We start from the raw sequence: 18,205 nt of genomic DNA, 5'->3' as shown, positions 1-18,205 counted from the left end.
AAACTAAATAATATAATAAACATAACTTAACAATATTTATAGTTATTTTGAAATAGGGTGATATTATTAAAATAGTTTTTGTTTCAACAGTGGATAGTGATGATTTAGTTTTTGAAGAAGCATATAATGAAATTAAAAAATACGGTATAGAATTTAAAATATTGGATAATAAATGCACCGAACAGGATTTTAAAGAACATTCTGATTTTATTAAAGATGCAAATGTTGTATTTACAAAACTCATGGGCGGAAAAAGTGCATTTAAACAGTTTGATAAATTAAAGGAGCTCCTTGACAAAAACAATATTCCATTTTTACCACTACCTACTTTGAATGAAGTCCATCCTGATTTAGATGAGGCTACAACAGTTAGTAATGAAGTTAAATTAAAGGTAATAAAATATTTGGGGTATGAAGGAGTAGATAACTATAAAAATCTTTTGTTGTATTTAGCAAATATTTTTGGAAAAAAGAATATTCCTTATGAAGAACCAAAACAGATGCCATGGCAGGGGATTTATTATAAAAATGAGTATTTTGAAACGCTTGATGATTATATTAATTATTTGGATAATAACGGAATATCTATTAATAATAAACCGATTATTGGCATACTATTTTACAGAAACTGGTTTATAGCAAATAATATTGATTTCGTTGATGATTTAATAAAAATGGTTGAAGATAAAGGGGCAATTCCTATTGCTGTTTTTACATCACATTTGGCAAATGAACTAGGGGCAATTGGAACAGAAAAAACTTTTGAGAAATTCTATTATAAAAACAACAAACCAATTATCCACAGTTTGATTAATACAACATTATTTGCATTATCGATGGGTGTTAAAGCAGAGCTCCTAAAAGATGAGCCAGAATTTTTAAAAAAACTCAATGTTCCAATTTTACAGGCAATTATATCCACAGGATATATTGATGAATGGAAAAAATCAATAGCAGGGATAAATCCAATTGATTTGGTTATTGGAATGGCAATGCCTGAATTTGATGGTGAGATTATACACTTCCCAATCGCTGGAAAGAAAAAAATAAAAGATGGAATCGTAGGAGCTCCTATTATAAAATATAAATCAATAGACGATAGGGTAGAAAAGATTGTTGATTTGTCTTTAAAATACGCAAATTTGAAATTAAAAGAAAGTAAGGATAAAAAAATAGCAATAATATTCCACAATTATCCGCCGAGAAACGACAAAATAGCCAGTGCTTTTGGTCTTGATAGTCCAGAAAGTGTTTTAAATATTTTAAAGGAAATGAAAAACAGAGGATTTGAGGTAAATCCTGAGTTATATGAAAATGGAACAGAGCTTATAAAACACATGCTTAACTATGCCACAAATGATAAAAGGTTTTTAACAGAAGAACTTATAAAAAAAGCTGTTGGAAAAATTAAAAAAGAGGACTACGAGAAATGGTTTAATAATTTATCGGAAAAGGTTAAAAATGAAATGATTAGAGATTGGGGAAATGGCATGGGCGACATGATGAATTTTGACGATAAATTAATTATCCCGGGCATTATAAATGGAAATATATTTATTTCTGTTCAGGCACCGAGGGGATTTGGAGAAAATCCGTCGGCATTATACCATTCTCCCGATTTATCTCCGCCCCATTACTATATGGCATACTACAAATGGATTAAAAATGTTTTTAAGGCTGACGCAGTTATGCACATAGGAAAACATGGTAATTTAGAGTGGCTTCCGGGGAAATGTGCAGGGCTTTCGCAGGATTGTTATCCTGATGTAAATATGGAGCTCCCAAATATTTATCCATTCATTGTCAATAATCCTGGGGAAGGAACACAGGCAAAAAGAAGGGCTTATGCAACAATAATAAGTCATTTAATTCCACCTATGACAACATCTGATTTATATGCAGATTTATCCGAACTGGAAAAGGATATTGATGAATACTATGAAGTAGAAGGAAAGGAAAAGAAGGAATTTTTAAAGAAAAATATATTAAATAAAATTAAGGAGTTAAAACTTGATGAGGATTTGATGGATGGAAATACAATAGACGAAGAAATTGACGAAAATAATTTCGGGAATCTTTTAAATAAAATCCACGATTATTTAGAGGAGTTAAAAAATCGACAGATAAATGAAGGACTACATATAATGGGAGCCCAATTGGTCGATGATAAATTAATTAATATGATTTTTATGATTATGAGATATCAATTTAATTATTTAGAAATCATATCCAATATTTTAGGATATAATTGGGAAAAATTAAATGAAAATATGGGACAAAATCATAAAATAATTGATAAAATAAATGAAACTGCTATAAATCTACTTAATGAATACAAAGAATATGATTTTAATGAAAAACATATGATGGACTTAAATGTTAAAATAAATAAAGATTTAAAAGAAATATTAAAAACGATATCTACAACATATAAAAATTTAATGAAAGTTAATGAGGAAATAAAACATTCTGTTGATGCATTAGAGGGAAAATATATTCCACCGAAATTAGCAGGAGCTCCGACAAAGGACATAGCATGTATCCCAACAGGAAGGAATTTTTATTCATGTAATCCGCAGGAAATTCCAACTAAATCAGCTTATGAAATGGGAAAAATACTTGCAAATGATTTAATTGATAAATATTTAAATGAAGAAGGCAAATATCCAGAATATTTGGGAGTTATAGTTTGGGGCTCACCAACAATGAGGACAAAGGGCGACGATATCGGGGAAATTCTATATCTTTTAGGAGTTAAACCGATTTGGAACAAAATGGGAAGGGTTATTGGAACAGAAGTAATTCCATTAAATGAGCTAAAAAGACCAAGAATTGATTTGACTTTAAGAATTAGCGGTTTATTTAGGGACACATTCCCGCAAGTTGTGGATTTAATTGACGAAGCAATAAAAACCGTTGCCAACCTTGATGAACCAGATGAAATGAACTACATTAAAAAGCACTATAAAATAGAGGTAGAAGAAAAATTAAAAAACGGCATCGATGAAAAAATTGCAAGAGAAACAAGTTTATACAGAATATTCAGCGATAAACCGGGAACTTATGGTGCAGGTGTTGGAGATTTGATAACCGAAAAAAATTGGGAATCTATTGAGGATTTGGCAAAGGTATTTGTTGAGTGGGGAGGTTATGCGTATGGTAAAGATGTTTATGGTGTCGATGCTAAAAAAGAATTTGTCAATAGACTTTCAAAAGTGCAATTAACCGTAAAAAATGAAGATTCGCAAGAATGGGATATTTTTGAGGGTGATGACTTTAACAGTTATCACGGCGGACTTGTTTCGGCGATAACTCATTATTCTGGAAAACAACCTAAATCATATATTGGAGATAGCTCAAATCCAAATAAAATAAAAACAAAACATTTAAAAGAGGAGGGAAAAGAGATATTTAGAACCAAAATAATGAATCCAAAATGGATTGAAGGTATGAAAAATCACGGCTACAAAGGTGCGGGGGACTTTTCAAAATATATTGACCATGCGTTTGCATGGGATTGTACTTCAAATATAATTGATGATTGGATGTATGAAAAAATTGCTGAAAAATATGTATTCGATAAAGAGATGGAGCAATTTTTTAAAGAAAATAATCCTTATGCTTTAATGAATATTGCCGAAAGATTGTTGGAGGCAATAGAAAGGGAAAAATGGAATACCGATGAAGAAACTAAGGAAAAATTAAGAAAAAAATATTTAGATATTGAAGGCATGATTGAGGAAGATTTATAAATAAATGGGAGCTCCCATTTTTTTTAAATTATATAAAAAAAATAAAGAAAATCACAAGGATTTTCTATATCCTTCGCTTTGCTTAGGATAAAAAAAGAAAAATATTTATTTTATTATGTATTTTAATTTTATTTTTTATTATTCTATTTTAACAGCTTTGCCGTCTTTCCATTCTACAAATATTGGTTCGTTTGGAATATCGTCAAGTGTTTTCAAGTATTCTACTGCTGCTTTTGTTCCATATCTATCTGAACCAGCTAATAAAATTACTGTATGTCCGTTTATTATTTGTTTTTGGATTACTCCTTTATTTGCTCCTGGGTTGTCGTTGGTTATTTTTACTTTGAATGTCCATAGGTATTTTTTAGCTAATGGGTTTGCTACTGGACCTCCGACTAATATTGTATCTTCGGTTATTTCTAATGATTTGTTTATTAACTCTGTTGTATTTTTAAGACATTTTGCTGATAAGTTGTTATCTATTTCTGAACCGATTATTAACTTTGCATTATGAACTATTTCTTTTATTTTCTCTGATTTGATGTCCTTTGCTATATCGGGATAAGTTTCTGTTATTGTGTGGTGGGAGCTCCCACTTCTTGATGTGCTAACTGGTGCTACTGGGAGCTCCGCAGATAACATAATATTTACTTCTGGGTCTTTAATTAATGTTATTTCCAATACTCCATTAACTGGAATACTATACCACCCTACTTTATTGGCAATATCATCTTTTACCAAAGTAATATTTTCGGTTCCTGTATTCACCGTTATTTTATCAATATTCATATCTCCGATTGGAATTCTCATTATTGTAAATCCTTTGCCGGTGGTGTTTGTTGCTGTAAATTTAACCATTGTATTTACTATGTTGCCTTTTGTTGTGGTATTCAATGTTATATTTGATACATTAAATCCTTCATTTAATATTGGCTTTATGCCTGACAAAATATTTTCTAAATCTTTGGCTTCTTTTATGGTTTTTGCCTTTTCTGTTATTTCATCCATTTTTTTAGTTATATTTTCTGTCATATTTACTGTATTAGTTGTAGTTGATGGAATTAATAATTTATCGCCATTTTTAAATGAAATATTGGTTAAATTGAAATCTCCACCAATCCTAACTTGACTTTCAGCAATGGCGTCTTTGGTAGTATTATCCAATACAATAAATTTACCAAGATATTCAAGGTCAATTATATTATTTATTCTATTTATTTTCTTAAATCCATATCCGTTTTCATCGGATAATGTTATTTTTTCAATTATTGCCGAATATGTGGTATTTGTTGAATTAAATGTTAAATTCATAAGTTCGAAATTTCCATATTTTGTAAAATTATATCCTGTAATAAATACTGTATTGTTATTAACTGTCCAGTTGGATATTCCAATGGCATTTATATTTAATACATTTAAGTTTTTAAGTGATATTGTTATGTCATATCCTGCACATGGTCTAAGTTTGGGAGCTCCGCTTACTTTAACAGTGGCATTAATTACCCCATTATTTTCAGAAGTTTTTTCTATTTCAATAAACATAGGTATTTTTTTAACTTCTCCCTTAACCACATATTTATTATCGCTTTCATTTTCCTCTTTAACCTTATTTAAACTATCTGCTGTGGCTACAAAGGTATATGATTTTATGTTGGCAGGCGTCCAATTAATCGTTATTATTTTTGTTTCTCCAACCTTTAATGAATCAACTGTTTTTGTTCCCAGTGAAGTTGAATCTGCGAATAATTCCACATCAAATGAATTAGTTGAATTAGTTGTTATGTCTTGATGTCCATTGTTTGTTATGGATATATTTATTGTAGCGGGAGTTTTATAATATAATGATTCCATGGATATGTCTGTTATTTTTATATTTGGTCCTTGAACCACAACAGTTTTTGGATTAATTACTACGCTGTTAAATTTATATCCGTTTATATCGGATACAACAACCCCCTCCAATTTAATCTCTGAGTTTCCAACATCTAACGCTTTAAAGGTTGCCTTTGCTATGGTTGTTGAAGTGTTTATAGTTCCGTCCATTATTGAGAATACAACTTTTCCATTATCATATGTAATATTTGTATAATCATTTGATGCATTTATTAAAAATGTAAAATTTGTGCAATCCAATATTTTTGAATCATATGTTAATATTCCGTCCATTCCTTTTGCGGGTCTGTTGTTGATTATATCGCTTAATTTTATATCTACTGTAATCGTCTCCCCCGTTTTTGTTAGGTTTGTTGAAGGAATTAAGTTTAATGAGATAGGCTGTTCAATAGCTTCAACTGTTTTTGTGTGTTGATTATTGGATTCATTTGATTCGTCTATTTCATTGTTTAAATCAACCACTGCAACAATTGTATAATTTTTATTTGTTAATGGAATATAGTTATATTCTATTGTTTTTGTTTCTCCCACATTCAATCCATTGATAGTTTTTGCACTGAGTTCTTGGGAATCAATATATAATTTAACTGTAAAATTATCTGAGGCATTTATTTCGCCAATATTTTTAATTTTTATTGGTATTGTATTGGTTTGATATGATTTTAAATTATCTATTTGTATATTGTCAATTATTAAATCTGCTTTTGGTTTTGTTATAATTATGTTTGAGTTATTTAATGTAATTTTATATCCCTTTGGTTCTATGTCCGATACAATCGTCTGAGTTAATGATATTGTTGTTGGGCTGGTTGCCTCATTTAGTGCTTTAAATGATAACGATGCTATTGTAATATTTCCAGATGGTTCGTCGGAGCTCCAAGATAAGCTAATAAATCCCGTTGATAAATTCGCCCTTTTAAGATTTGCATTATTTGAAATATCACTTAATTTTATGTCTGTTAAATTCAGTAAATTTGAATCATAAGATAAGGTAGTGTCAAATCCACTACATTTTGTATCATTTGGAATATTTTTTACAACTAAATCCAAACTAATCGTATCTCCAACTATTGCATTTACATTGCTGGGGGTTAATTCCACAGATACATTTTCTGCACAGCATCCTCCGATTAAAGAAATCATCAAAATCGAAAGTGCAAATAATTTCCACTTCATAATATACCACCTAAAATAAGTAAAAATAAAAAAATTAATAATATATAATAAGGTTTTATTTTCAAGTAATCTACATATATATTATACAAAGAGTATGTAAGGTTAATTTTTAATTTGCAGTGTAAGGAGTAGCATCTCCTGTATCTGTATTATAACTAAGGAAATAATGGGTAGTTCTTCCTTTGAATGCTTCTGGGTGTATAATTGTTCCCAAATCCATTAATAATTCATCGGTATTCATAAGTCCTAATTGGTAATAATCTTCACTTATACAGAATACCCTGTTATTTTTAGTAGATTCAAATGTGGTGTATCCGGGATGGTCAGTTTTGAAGCTTGACAGCCAATTTGTATTTGATGGCACAACCCATATATCAGCATTTTTTGCCCGTTCTGCAAATGTTTCATAATCTATTTTTGAACTTCCCGTTCCGGGAATGTCTTTAAATATGTAATCGGCATGACAATTATCAATTATACCTTTGGTAACATATGCCTGTGCTTTTGGAACATATGTTCCCCCATAACTTGGGTAATTTTTACCCCATGCTACTAAAACCGTATAATCACTGTTATAGGTTTTTCTATTCACATTTAAAGCTCTTTTATCTATTTTTGTAAAATATTTTTTTGCTTCTTCCTCTTTATTGTAAAATGCGGCGAATGATTTAACCCATTCACATCTTGCAAGGTATGAGCCTTCCAAATATTCTGAATTTGCAATATATGTTATATTTAAACTTTTACATTTTTCAATTATTGCATCTCCACTATATCCTGGATATACAATTACAGCCTGCGGATTTAATGCTGTGATATTTTCCCAATTTGGAGAATAACTTGAACCCACATCTTGTATTGAGCCATTATCAAGTCCCTGTTTAATATTATCGAAATACCAAGTGTAGCTTCCGCCCCACATAACACCCTTAACTGAACCAATAACCGAACCATCGTCATTTAATGGCTCCATTAATGCTATATGTGTGGAACTCATTGTAACTACGCTTGTTAATGGAACGGTTAATATTTTATCATATTTTCCATCAGCCCATGTTGGAACTGGCTGGGATTCATTTTTCAAAAGAAATTTCTGTCCCGTTGCATCTTCAAATATTTTATAACTCCATGATTCTCCATTGTATGGATTTACTTCATTTCCATTTTCATTATAATATTTTAATTTAATATTTTCTGCATATTTTATTGGTTCTCTCATTTGGTCATAATGTTTGAATAAATATACAACATCTATAATATTTATTGAATTATCTGCATTTATATCTCCATCTTCATAATCGAGATTTCTATTTTTGAATAAATATACAACATCTATAATATTTATTGAACCATCTGCATTTACATCTCCTAATCTATGGTTATAATCTCCATCAGCATATACTGGAACTATGCATAGTATGAAGGATACCATACTTAGTAATACTAATGATGTTATATTTATATTTTTCGACATAAGTATTCACCCAAAAACTTTATATGGTATGATATTTAACTTTAAGTTAATTATAATGTAGATTACTTGAATAACATGAAGTGAATATAATATATATAAGTTATGGTTTTATTTATATTAATTAAAAATATCTTTATAATTAGTATTATGGTGATTCTATGAAATATATTTTCCCAATAATGGCAATAATAATAGTTTTTATGGGGGCATCGTCTGCTTTTGCATCAAATGTTGAGGTAAACTGCCCATCAGAAGTTAATGTTGGAGATACATTTGACATTGTTATAACAATTAAAAATAATGAATCATTATCTGGTTTTGAATGCCAAGTTAATGTGCCAGATAATTTAAAAATTATAAATGTTTTGGAAAATGATGACATTAGGAAAAAAGCTAGTAACTATTATAAAAATGATTTTTCGGATAGAAATGGCATAATTTCATTTATGTTAATAAATGAGCCAATGCAATCGGATTTTTATCTTGCTACAATTAAAGTTAAAGTATTAAAAGACAGTAGCAATACCACAATACATATAACACCAAAAGCCGCCGATAAAGATGCCAATGAAATAAAAATGAATAATATTAATTTAAAATTAAATGTTATTGATAATATTAATGATAATAGTGAAAATAACGCCAACGAAGGAATATTTTCAAAAATTATTTCATTTTTCAAAAAATTACTTGGATTGGGTGAATAAATGAGATTACCTACATTTATCACTTTATTTGTTTTGTTTTTTACTTTTGTGATATTGTCTCCATCTTATGCACAGGGAGATTTAATCTTAAAATTTGAGCCCGAAAATATGGAAACCTCTGGGGAAATAATAAAATTAAATATATCCGTTGAAAATATTCCTCCCAAAGATAGCATAGAAACATCTGAATCCATTAGTAAAAATAATTTAGATGGTGGAATTAGTGGTATGCAATTATATTTTGAATATCCCGAGGAAAATATAGGGCCCATTGGATTTAATTGGAGTGATGATTATAAAGATGAGCAAATTAAAAGCTATAATTTTGAAAATGGAAAATTTTCCTTAAATATTATGTTTAATGAACCAAAATATGATGATAAATTAATTATTGGAACTGTATTATTTAATCCAAAAAAGGAAGGAAAAATAACATTAAATTTTAGCACAAATAAAGAAGAAGATAAAGATACTGCCCTAGTTTCCGAATATGGTGGAGGATACAATGGAGATAAAATAAGTATATATTCCGAAAAAAGAGGGGCATATTATTCTTATTATCCAAATACAATATTCAAAAGTTGCGAAATAACAATAAATGGAATTGGTAGCGAAAATATATCTAAAAAACTTAGCGAAGATACCAGTGGTGAAGTAAGTTCATACACAGGTGGAGCTCCCAAAATAATAAATGAAATAAATATATATCCAAACAATTCAGAACCTACGGTTTTAGTTAAAGAGGTAAATATTTCAGAAATAGATCCCAATGTAAGTGTGGTTTTGAGTGTAAATAATAAAGTGCATAAAGATTATACTTTTCTAACAGCGATATTTTTAGTTAGTTTAGTTAGTGGGGTGGCATTTCGCCTTACATCTAAAATATAATGGTGAATAATATGAAGAAATTATCTCTATTTTTAAAATTATTTTTATTATCTTTTTTGGTTGTGGGGGTTAATTATGCAGAAAATATAACTGTGGAATTAACTCCTAACAATACAAATACAATAGTTGGAGATACAATTAATTTAGATTTATTTGTAAAAAATATTCCAAATGATACAAAATGTAGTGGATTTGAAACTACCTTATCTTATGATTCAAATTTACTGAATTTAACAGACATAAAATTAAGTGATATTTCAAATAATGCAGATCTAAAAGAGGCAGATTTATCAACAGGATCTATTAAGATAGCATGGTTCTCCAACGAACCATCTGGAAATATTACAATAGCATCGTTATCATTTAAGACACTAAATGAGGCAACCAGTCCTCCAGCAACAATATCCCTATCATCTAAAACAGCTGTATCCAATATAAATGGAGTTGGATATAATAATATTACGATAATTAATTCAAACATTACAATAAATCCACTAAATCAAACCGTGGGCATAATTACGATAAATGATTTTGAATTAAATAAAAATATTGATGCAGTTTTATCATTAAATGGTGCCAAAATTCCAATTAAAAATATATCTGGAAATATCTATTTTAACAATGTTTCAATTGAAAATAATCCCTATCCAACAGGAATATTATGTGATGAATTTAGAGTATATAATTTATCAAATAATCAAATGTCATTTTATGTTGTGCCAAATAGCAAATATGAAAATAATACCATGTTTGATTTTTTAAAAATACCTATAATTGTCAATAACAGCAAATACAATATCTCAATGGATTTAATGGTAAATGGAAAGGAAATTAAAAATATTACAGTGCAAACAAAAGAAACACAAGAAAATATATCAAATTTTGTTGGGCTAATATTCTATGTAGATGATGGATACAATGAAAACACAAACCTATCATTAGGATATTCAAAAGAAATTAAATTAAAAACCTACAATATTAATGAAAATTTAACAAATTTTTCAGGCTATTTGTATATAAATAATTCATTATTTGAAGTAAATGAATACGAGATTTCAAAATACTCTACAATATATGATAAAGTAAATAATTCAAATATTACATTAAATGGGGATTATCTATATTTTAATATCTCATTAAATAATGGAACAAATGGGACATATAGTATTTTAAAATTTAAAATATCTCCAAAAACCAATATTAATACCACTTCAAAATTATTTGTTGGAAATTTATCAATTTATTCAAATTATACAAAAATAGAGCTCCCTACAAAAAATTTAACTGTAAATGTCATAGAGAGAGGGGCAAATATGCCACCATCTGCAAAAATCATAATGTCTATGCACAATAACAAGGTTGTAAATTTTTATGCCCTATGCTATGATGCAGACGATAGTGAATTAAATTATGAGTGGGATTTTGGAGATGGTGACTATTCCACGAATCAAAATCCAATACATACATATTCAAATTATACAGATTATTCGGTAAAATTAACAGTAAAAGATACATTAAATGCATCTGATGAAGTTAAAATTATAATACCAATTAACAAATATAATCCATTAAATTACTCCCTTTCAGAGAGTGAAATAATAGGAAAAGATGGAGAAAATAAAACGGTCTTTTTAAAATTAAACATAAGTAATCCACTACCATATCAAGTTAATGCCTATGTTGATTTTGTAGAGTATGCAGATATCGGAGCTCCGAGAAATCAATATAATTTTGAATTAAATCCCAATGAAACAAAAAATATGATTATTCCAATAAATCTATCTAAAACTTCAACCATAAAGTGGAATCTTGCATATTATCCCCTTAATAAAAAAATGGATAATGCAGAATTATCATATTATACTTGGAGCTTTGACAAAAAAGTTAAAATTGTCTCGTCCGAAAAAATAGATGTAATAAAATATACTAAAAATATCTCAATAAATAGTTCAAAAGTAATTGTAAATATAAACAGGCAGAAAGTACCAAAAACTATTGTAATTAATAAAACCATCGATTTAGATTATGTGGAAAAGTCTGATATTATTTATTATTGCCTAATATCTATTGTAGGCTTTATAGCTGGTTTAGTTGTTGCGAAACATATTGGTGCTATTTTCTAATGAATTAACAAATAATATTATAAATAATATAAAAAAATTTAAAAATAAATCATGCCGTTAAAAAGCAGGTGAAAAATTGCATTTTAAAAGATTTTCTGTTTTGATTGGTGTTCTAACAACATTACTTATTGCTACATCCATATACAGCATGGCATTGGGAACGGTCGATATAAAAAACAGCGAAATAATAAATTACCTGTATGATGGAACAACAGGAAACACCATTAAAGATAAAATTATAACAAATTTACGAATGCCAAGAACCCTCGGAGCAGTTGTGGCAGGTGTCGGGATTGCCTTAGCTGGTATATTAATGCAAGGTTATTTTAGAAATCCTTTGGCTGACCCATATTTAATGGGAATTGCAAGTGGTGCTTCATTGGGGGTAGTATTGTATATATTTACATCGGTGTTGGTTAAACATGGGTTTCCCCATTCAATTTACGGATTTATTTTATCGGCATATTTGGGCTCATTTATCACAATGTTTGTAGTAATAAATATAGCAAGAATTGTCAAACAAACATCTACGCTGTTGATTTGTGGTCTTATGATTGGGGCAATAGCCTCGGGATTAACAACAGCCATAATATATTTAGGCGAATATATTGGAGAAGAAGAAGACCAACTTTCTGGGTTTTTATTGTGGGGTATGGGGTCGGTAAATAATTTAACTTGGGAGCAAATTATATTGATGGCTATTGTAGTTATTCCAGTTTCAATTATTTGTTATGTATTTTTATCAAAAAAACTTGATGCAAATTTATTGGGCGAAAATTATGCTATAAGTGTGGGAGTAAATATAAAAAATTTGAGAACTTGGTTAATAATATTGTCCTGTATTCTAACAGCCACCATTGTAGCATTTACGGGACCTATTGCCTTTGTTGGACTTACCTGTCCAATTATTGCAAGAATGATTTGTAAAACCTCAAAACATCTGTATGTGATGCCAATAACAGCGTTGTTAGGAGGAATATTTTTAATAGTTGCAGATATTATTACAAGACCTGGCGTAATAATTCCCACAACATCAAATAATTTACCGTTGCTATGTCCATTATCTTTAATCGGAGCTCCCATAGCCATTGTAATTTATTTAAAAATTAAAAAGATGGGGATATAATGAAAAACGGAAATAAGCACAAAAAAAGTTATAGATATTTAGTTATATTGCTATTGGTTTTTTTATCTGCTGTTCTTCCAATAGTTGGCATATATTATGGAGGAAATGCAAAAACAATATGTTGTGAAGATGTAACAAATTTTGTAATGCTACAATCAACAGGCGATGAATTTAAAGATTTTATGCTAAAAGAAGTTCGTCTTCCTCCGATATTGGGAGCAATTCTTATAGGATTAACTTTGTCTGGTGCTGGGTTAATGCTTCAAACTCTGTTTAGAAACCTTTTAGCCTCACCATATACTACAGGAATATCCTCGGGTGTTTTATTAATAGTTGCACTAGTTATATTTATAAACAGTGTGTCCTCTTTATTAGATACTTTTGGAACAGATAAAATATTAATAGCGGGATGGTGTGGCGGATTACTTTCAATGACTATGCTTATAATAATTGCTTTAAGAGTTAAAGAATCCAATGGAGTAATAATTGTTGCCCTTCTATTAAGTTATCTGTTTGGAGGGATAAGGTCTTATTTAATAGCAAATGCTCAAAATATTCAAGTTCAAGAGTATTGGGAGTTTATGGTGGGAACGATAACTAAAATCCATATCCCCGATATAACCAATATGCTAATATGCACAATAATATTTATATTGTTATCAATATTTTTAATAAAACCATTAAATGCCCTACTATTTGGAGAGAAATATGCTAAAAGTTTTGGATTAAATGTAAAAAAAACTAGGATATTGATACTATTAACAACTTCGTTTATAGTAGGGGCAATAATCCCATATGTTGGATTAATAGCCTTTGTAGGTATAGCCAGTCCTTACTTGGCAAGACCACTCATAAAAACTTCTGACCATAGATGGTTAATGCCAACAACAATGTTGTTGGGGGTGGTTTTGATGCTGTTATGCCATATAATTTCATTGAAATATTTTGTTCCAATATATTATATTTATGAAATATCTCGACCAGCTTCACCACTCCCCATAGGTTCTGTTTTAGATATTTTGGGCGGTTTGTTGGTAATATATATGGTATATAGGGGAGAAAAAAAAATAAGAATATAAATATTTGGGAGCTCCGCGGAGCTCCCAAAATATAATAATATAATTAAATATCTTTTAATACAGAAATATCAGATTCATAAAAAATAGATTTCATATATTTATTTTTTGCATATTCTACCAATTCATTATTTAATATGTTGGTTTTACCAGATGGAAATTTAGTATAAACCACGGCATCGGCATGGTCTATTTCTTTTTTTGCCTTCTCAAATTTTTCATAAGATATTGGGTCATATGCCTCTTCAGCAATTATATCTATGCCCATATTTTCGGCAATAAAATAATCGGCATCATTTTTATGTAATACTCCTACAACAGGCTCATATCCATTTTTTACCAAATATCTTAAAACGGGAGCTCCCGTTCCACCACCACATACTATAAACACTTTTTTATTTTTTATTTTTATTTTATTTTTTAATTCAAAATATCCTATATATTCACCATAATTTGCATTATCTAAATCATAAAGATTATTTACTACTTCCCTACTCATAACATTTTCAGGGTAGCCAAAAGCTAAAATTTCATGGTTTTTTATAAGTGCCATTTTATCGGCAATTCTTAAAGCAAGTTCTATATCGTGCAGGGTTACAATTATGGCAAGGTTATTTTGTGAGGAGAGCTCCCTTAACAGCAGGGTTAATTCAATTTTATGTTTTGCGTCTAAGTAGCTTGTAGGTTCGTCAAGAATTAAAATTTCAGGTTCTTGTGCAAGTGCCCGAGCTATCATTATTTTCTGTCTTTCTCCATCACTCATTTCAAAAAAATTTTTATGCAATAAATATTCGGCATTTACGGATTTTGCAGAATCAACAACAATATCTTTATCCTCTTTCGATAATCTACCAAATAAATCCGTATAGGGATGTCTCCCAATAGCAATAATATCAAATCCTGTCATATTTCCGGGATTTACTCTTTCAGTTAGCACTATTGCCATTTCTTTTGCAAGTTGCGAGGGAGTTAGTTCATGGATTTTCTTTCCGTCTAAATATACGGCACCATTTTTTGGTTTTAAATAGGTTGCTATTGTTTTTAAAAGTGTGGATTTCCCAGCACCATTGGGACCTATTATACATAAAATTTCCCCTTCTTTCATGTCCAAATTTATATTTTTAACAATGATATTATTTCCATATCCTACTGATAAATTTTCTGTTTTTAACATTATACCGCCTATAAATTATATTTTATTGTAATGTATTTATGAAGTTATATCCAATTATAGTCAATTTTCAAAAACTGTCCCATATTAGTCCAAAATAATTAATAATTAATAATTAAATAATTATGGGTTTAATTTAGGTATTACGCATAACAGTCTTATCTTTATGTCCTCCGTGTTAAACAGTTCGAAGATTGGCTATACCTTGGAGCTCCGATACTGCAAAATTTCTAAAAGAAAATTTTGAATTATTAAAATTAGGGAACAGACTTTGAATGTATCATGTGTTTTTTATGTTTTGAAATATTTATCAACATATATATAAATATTTTCAAAAGAAGTTTATCATATTATTTATTATATTAATCGTAATTTTTATATATGATGTATATATTATACCTATTTAGTAATAATTATATTCAATAAATTATTATTACTAACTTACTAATGGGTGATATATATGAAGAAATTAATATTATTATCTATATTATCCCTAATTCTAATGCCTTCAATTGTCGGCGAGAAGTTTGGGGATGTGAATGAAGATGGTTCAATAAATATTATAGATGTTGTATATCTATTCAAAAATAGAAACCTTGATTATGAGGTTGGAGACATTAACTGTGATAATTCAATAAATATTATAGATGTTGTATATCTATTCAAACATTATGACCAAATGAGAGAACCTATAGTATTTGCAGAACATTTTAAATTAGAACCTCACTGGGATAATGGTTACTGTGTGGTTATTGATTCAGAAGATAATAAATTTGTATTATTGGAAGATGGCGGAACAAATCCAAATATTCCCGACGCAAAGGTAATAAATGCTCCGGTGGGAAAAATTGCTACAATATTTTATTGTCCGACTGTTTCAACAGCAGATATATTAAAAGATGCTTCATGTTATGACTCAATAAAAGGAACTACTGGTTATGTTATAGGTTATTCGCCTGAACTTACAACCAGATATAATGAAGGAAAAATTGCAGATATTGGAAAATCTAGTAGTATCAATTATGAAACTGTGCTAAATATATCTCCCGATATTGTATTTTTAGGGGATTGGTCTTCGCACGATACAATGGAAGAACAGTTGGTAAAAAATGGTTTGACAGTTTCAAGATTTTACACCTATGATGAACCAACATATATGGGAAGAATAGAATGGATAAAATTTTCCGCTGCATTCTGGGGAGAAGACAAATATAATAAAACAGAAAATTATTTCCAAGATGCATGGAAAGCTAGAAATGACATACTGAGAAAAGTATATGCTGAAAATGATTACCCATCAGTTACTTTATTTAGCTGGTCAAAATATAAAGATGCACCGGGAGTTTATGGTTCGGCACATTACTACAATAAAATGGCAAATAACTTCAAAGGAGAATATGTATTTAACGATATTCCCGGAACATCTTTCCAGTATCTTGATAAAGAAACATTTTATGAAAGAGCCATGGATTCAGATGTTTGTATAATGAGACATTATTACAGTAATGAGATAACTACAAAAGAAGAATTATTTGGTAATTACAGCACAGCTAATTTTGATAAATTTAAGTCACTTCAAAATGGAAGATTCTATATAACAAAACCAAAATATTATGTATATGAAGCCATAGACCCAGCAGGATATATGATGGATTATGCTAAAATGCTTCACCCAGAATTATTTGGTGGAGATGATGATTTGAAATACCACAATAAAATACAATAATAAATTTATTTATTATTATATATTTTTATATATTATTTTATTTTTTATTTCCGTGAATCTAAAACTTGCTTCTCAATTTTTACAATTTCAAATCTCGGAGCTCCGTGCCCAACATTTTAAAATTTTAACAACAAAATTCCCAGCAATAAATTATATAATGCAGGCATAAATGCCTGAATAAAAATTAATTTTAAAGCTGTTTTTTTGGGATATAATCCATAATAATATGGCAAAAGTCTTGACCACCATTCATAAACTAAAACAAATAATCCATTTCCTATAAACATGCAGCCTAAAACTGTCATTATGGGGTAATTATAATTAAGCATAACATTTGCCATTCCATAGGCAACTCTTGGAGTCAATATTGCAGTTGTAATATAGGTTATTCCCATAGAATCTAAACCTAAATGATTTAAAATAGGAGTCATTAAAATAGATAATTTATCCATAATTCCAAATTTTATCAGAAAAACAACAATTAAAAATACAGGAGTAAATGTCTTTGCAAAATTTAAGGAAGACTTTAAACCTTTAAATACTGCATCTTTTATAATTTGTTTTGAAAAAATAATATTTATGTTATTATTATTGTTGCCATTGGGCATATTATTGGTGTTAATACTACCTCCACCAATATTGTTGTAATTGATATTGGCATAATTTTTTCTACCGATAATCATTACAATAAATAATAAAAAGATGTCAAATATAATTCTTAAACCAATAAAATACAGTGCAACAATCCCCAAAAGAGGAACAAGCACAGGTAAATAATATTTATATACATACATTAATCTAAGTGGAAAATTTGAGGCTAAAACTGCGATAAATAAATCAAATTCTTTAATATCGCTGTTTTTTAATAAAGAACTTGCCATACTATGTGCTAATCTTGGACTAACTAAATATAGTGCTGGTACAGTAGATAATGAAGGATGTATTCCTATTTTTGAAATTTTTGATGTCTTTTTTCCGATAAGTTTTATTAAATTTGTTTGATTTAGGAGCTCCGCCAAAATATATCCAAATGATATGGATAAAATAGATACAGTATATATGTTTAAAAAATCCATGTTCTTTACTCCAAATT

At 29.1% G+C, this 18,205-nt stretch carries 11 protein-coding genes; 7 read left to right on the top strand and 4 right to left on the bottom strand.

All coding sequences use genetic code 11. The features are described from left to right. Window positions 1-62: 62 nt before the first annotated feature. Window positions 63-3,752: a cobaltochelatase subunit CobN gene (gene cobN / locus MAEO_RS00605; protein WP_048062344.1), complete on the top strand. Its 3,690-nt coding sequence runs from the start codon at window positions 63-65 to the stop codon at window positions 3,750-3,752. 138 nt (window positions 3,753-3,890) lie between these two features. Here cobN and MAEO_RS00600 read toward each other — a convergent pair whose 3' ends face one another. Then, window positions 3,891-6,821 (bottom strand): S-layer protein, encoded by a 2,931-nt coding sequence (locus tag MAEO_RS00600; RefSeq protein WP_011972843.1) that lies wholly within the window; start codon window positions 6,819-6,821, stop codon window positions 3,891-3,893. Window positions 6,822-6,930: 109 nt separating this feature from the next. Further along, window positions 6,931-8,295, bottom strand: a complete 1,365-nt coding sequence (locus MAEO_RS00595) for an ABC transporter substrate-binding protein (RefSeq protein ID WP_011972842.1) — start codon at window positions 8,293-8,295, stop codon at window positions 6,931-6,933. Between the two features lie 158 nt (window positions 8,296-8,453). On the opposite strand from MAEO_RS00595, the gene MAEO_RS00590 reads away from it, so the two are divergent. The 5 genes from MAEO_RS00590 (at window position 8,454) to MAEO_RS00570 (ending at window position 14,218) form a co-directional block, all read left to right on the top strand. Beyond that, entirely contained in the window at window positions 8,454-9,002 is a 549-nt protein-coding gene (locus MAEO_RS00590; RefSeq protein WP_011972841.1) for a cohesin domain-containing protein, read from the top strand. Beyond that, the gene (locus tag MAEO_RS00585; RefSeq protein ID WP_011972840.1) at window positions 9,003-9,890 is read left to right on the top strand and encodes a hypothetical protein; all 888 of its coding nucleotides are present in this window, start codon (window positions 9,003-9,005) and stop codon (window positions 9,888-9,890) included. A gap of 11 nt (window positions 9,891-9,901) precedes the next feature. After that, on the top strand, window positions 9,902-12,013 hold the full coding sequence (locus MAEO_RS00580; RefSeq protein WP_011972839.1) for a PKD domain-containing protein: 2,112 nt from the start codon (window positions 9,902-9,904) through the stop codon (window positions 12,011-12,013). 76 nt (window positions 12,014-12,089) lie between these two features. After that, a complete protein-coding gene (locus MAEO_RS00575) occupies window positions 12,090-13,139 on the top strand; it encodes a FecCD family ABC transporter permease (RefSeq protein WP_011972838.1) in 1,050 nt (349 codons plus the stop codon). Then, entirely contained in the window at window positions 13,139-14,218 is a 1,080-nt protein-coding gene (locus MAEO_RS00570; RefSeq protein ID WP_011972837.1) for a FecCD family ABC transporter permease, read from the top strand. Before MAEO_RS00575 ends, MAEO_RS00570 begins: the two co-directional genes overlap by 1 nt. 43 nt (window positions 14,219-14,261) lie before the next feature. Here MAEO_RS00570 and MAEO_RS00565 read toward each other — a convergent pair whose 3' ends face one another. Then, window positions 14,262-15,389 carry an ABC transporter ATP-binding protein gene (locus MAEO_RS00565; protein WP_011972836.1) on the bottom strand — a complete coding sequence of 376 codons (1,128 nt, stop codon included), beginning with the start codon at window positions 15,387-15,389 and terminating at the stop codon, window positions 14,262-14,264. A gap of 457 nt (window positions 15,390-15,846) precedes the next feature. Here MAEO_RS00565 and MAEO_RS00560 point away from each other — a divergent pair, with 457 nt between their 5' ends. After that, entirely contained in the window at window positions 15,847-17,112 is a 1,266-nt protein-coding gene (locus tag MAEO_RS00560) for an ABC transporter substrate-binding protein (RefSeq protein WP_011972835.1), read from the top strand. Between the two features lie 116 nt (window positions 17,113-17,228). Here the strand turns inward: MAEO_RS00560 and MAEO_RS00555 are convergent, their stop codons facing one another. Beyond that, window positions 17,229-18,188: a hypothetical protein gene (locus MAEO_RS00555; protein WP_011972834.1), complete on the bottom strand. Its 960-nt coding sequence runs from the start codon at window positions 18,186-18,188 to the stop codon at window positions 17,229-17,231. Between the last annotated feature and the right edge of the window lie 17 nt (window positions 18,189-18,205).

The sequence above is a fragment of the Methanococcus aeolicus Nankai-3 genome (genome assembly GCF_000017185.1).
GTDB lineage: Archaea > AGJL01 > Methanococci > Methanococcales > Methanococcaceae > Methanofervidicoccus > Methanofervidicoccus aeolicus.
Note: the sequence above shows the minus strand (reverse complement) of the source record. Positions and strands in the feature narration are given on the sequence as shown.

Excerpts from the sequence above, each read along its gene's own strand:
- MAEO_RS00600 (WP_011972843.1), bottom strand. The coding sequence starts at position 6,821 with ATGAAGTGGAAATTATTTGCACTTTCGATTTTGATGATTTCTTTAATC.
- MAEO_RS00595 (WP_011972842.1), bottom strand. The coding sequence starts at position 8,295 with ATGTCGAAAAATATAAATATAACATCATTAGTATTACTAAGTATGGTA.
- MAEO_RS00590 (WP_011972841.1), top strand. The coding sequence starts at position 8,454 with ATGAAATATATTTTCCCAATAATGGCAATAATAATAGTTTTTATGGGG.
- MAEO_RS00585 (WP_011972840.1), top strand. The coding sequence starts at position 9,003 with ATGAGATTACCTACATTTATCACTTTATTTGTTTTGTTTTTTACTTTT.
- MAEO_RS00580 (WP_011972839.1), top strand. The coding sequence starts at position 9,902 with ATGAAGAAATTATCTCTATTTTTAAAATTATTTTTATTATCTTTTTTG.
- MAEO_RS00570 (WP_011972837.1), top strand. The coding sequence starts at position 13,139 with ATGAAAAACGGAAATAAGCACAAAAAAAGTTATAGATATTTAGTTATA.
- MAEO_RS00565 (WP_011972836.1), bottom strand. The coding sequence starts at position 15,389 with ATGTTAAAAACAGAAAATTTATCAGTAGGATATGGAAATAATATCATT.
- MAEO_RS00560 (WP_011972835.1), top strand. The coding sequence starts at position 15,847 with ATGAAGAAATTAATATTATTATCTATATTATCCCTAATTCTAATGCCT.
- MAEO_RS00555 (WP_011972834.1), bottom strand. The coding sequence starts at position 18,188 with ATGGATTTTTTAAACATATATACTGTATCTATTTTATCCATATCATTT.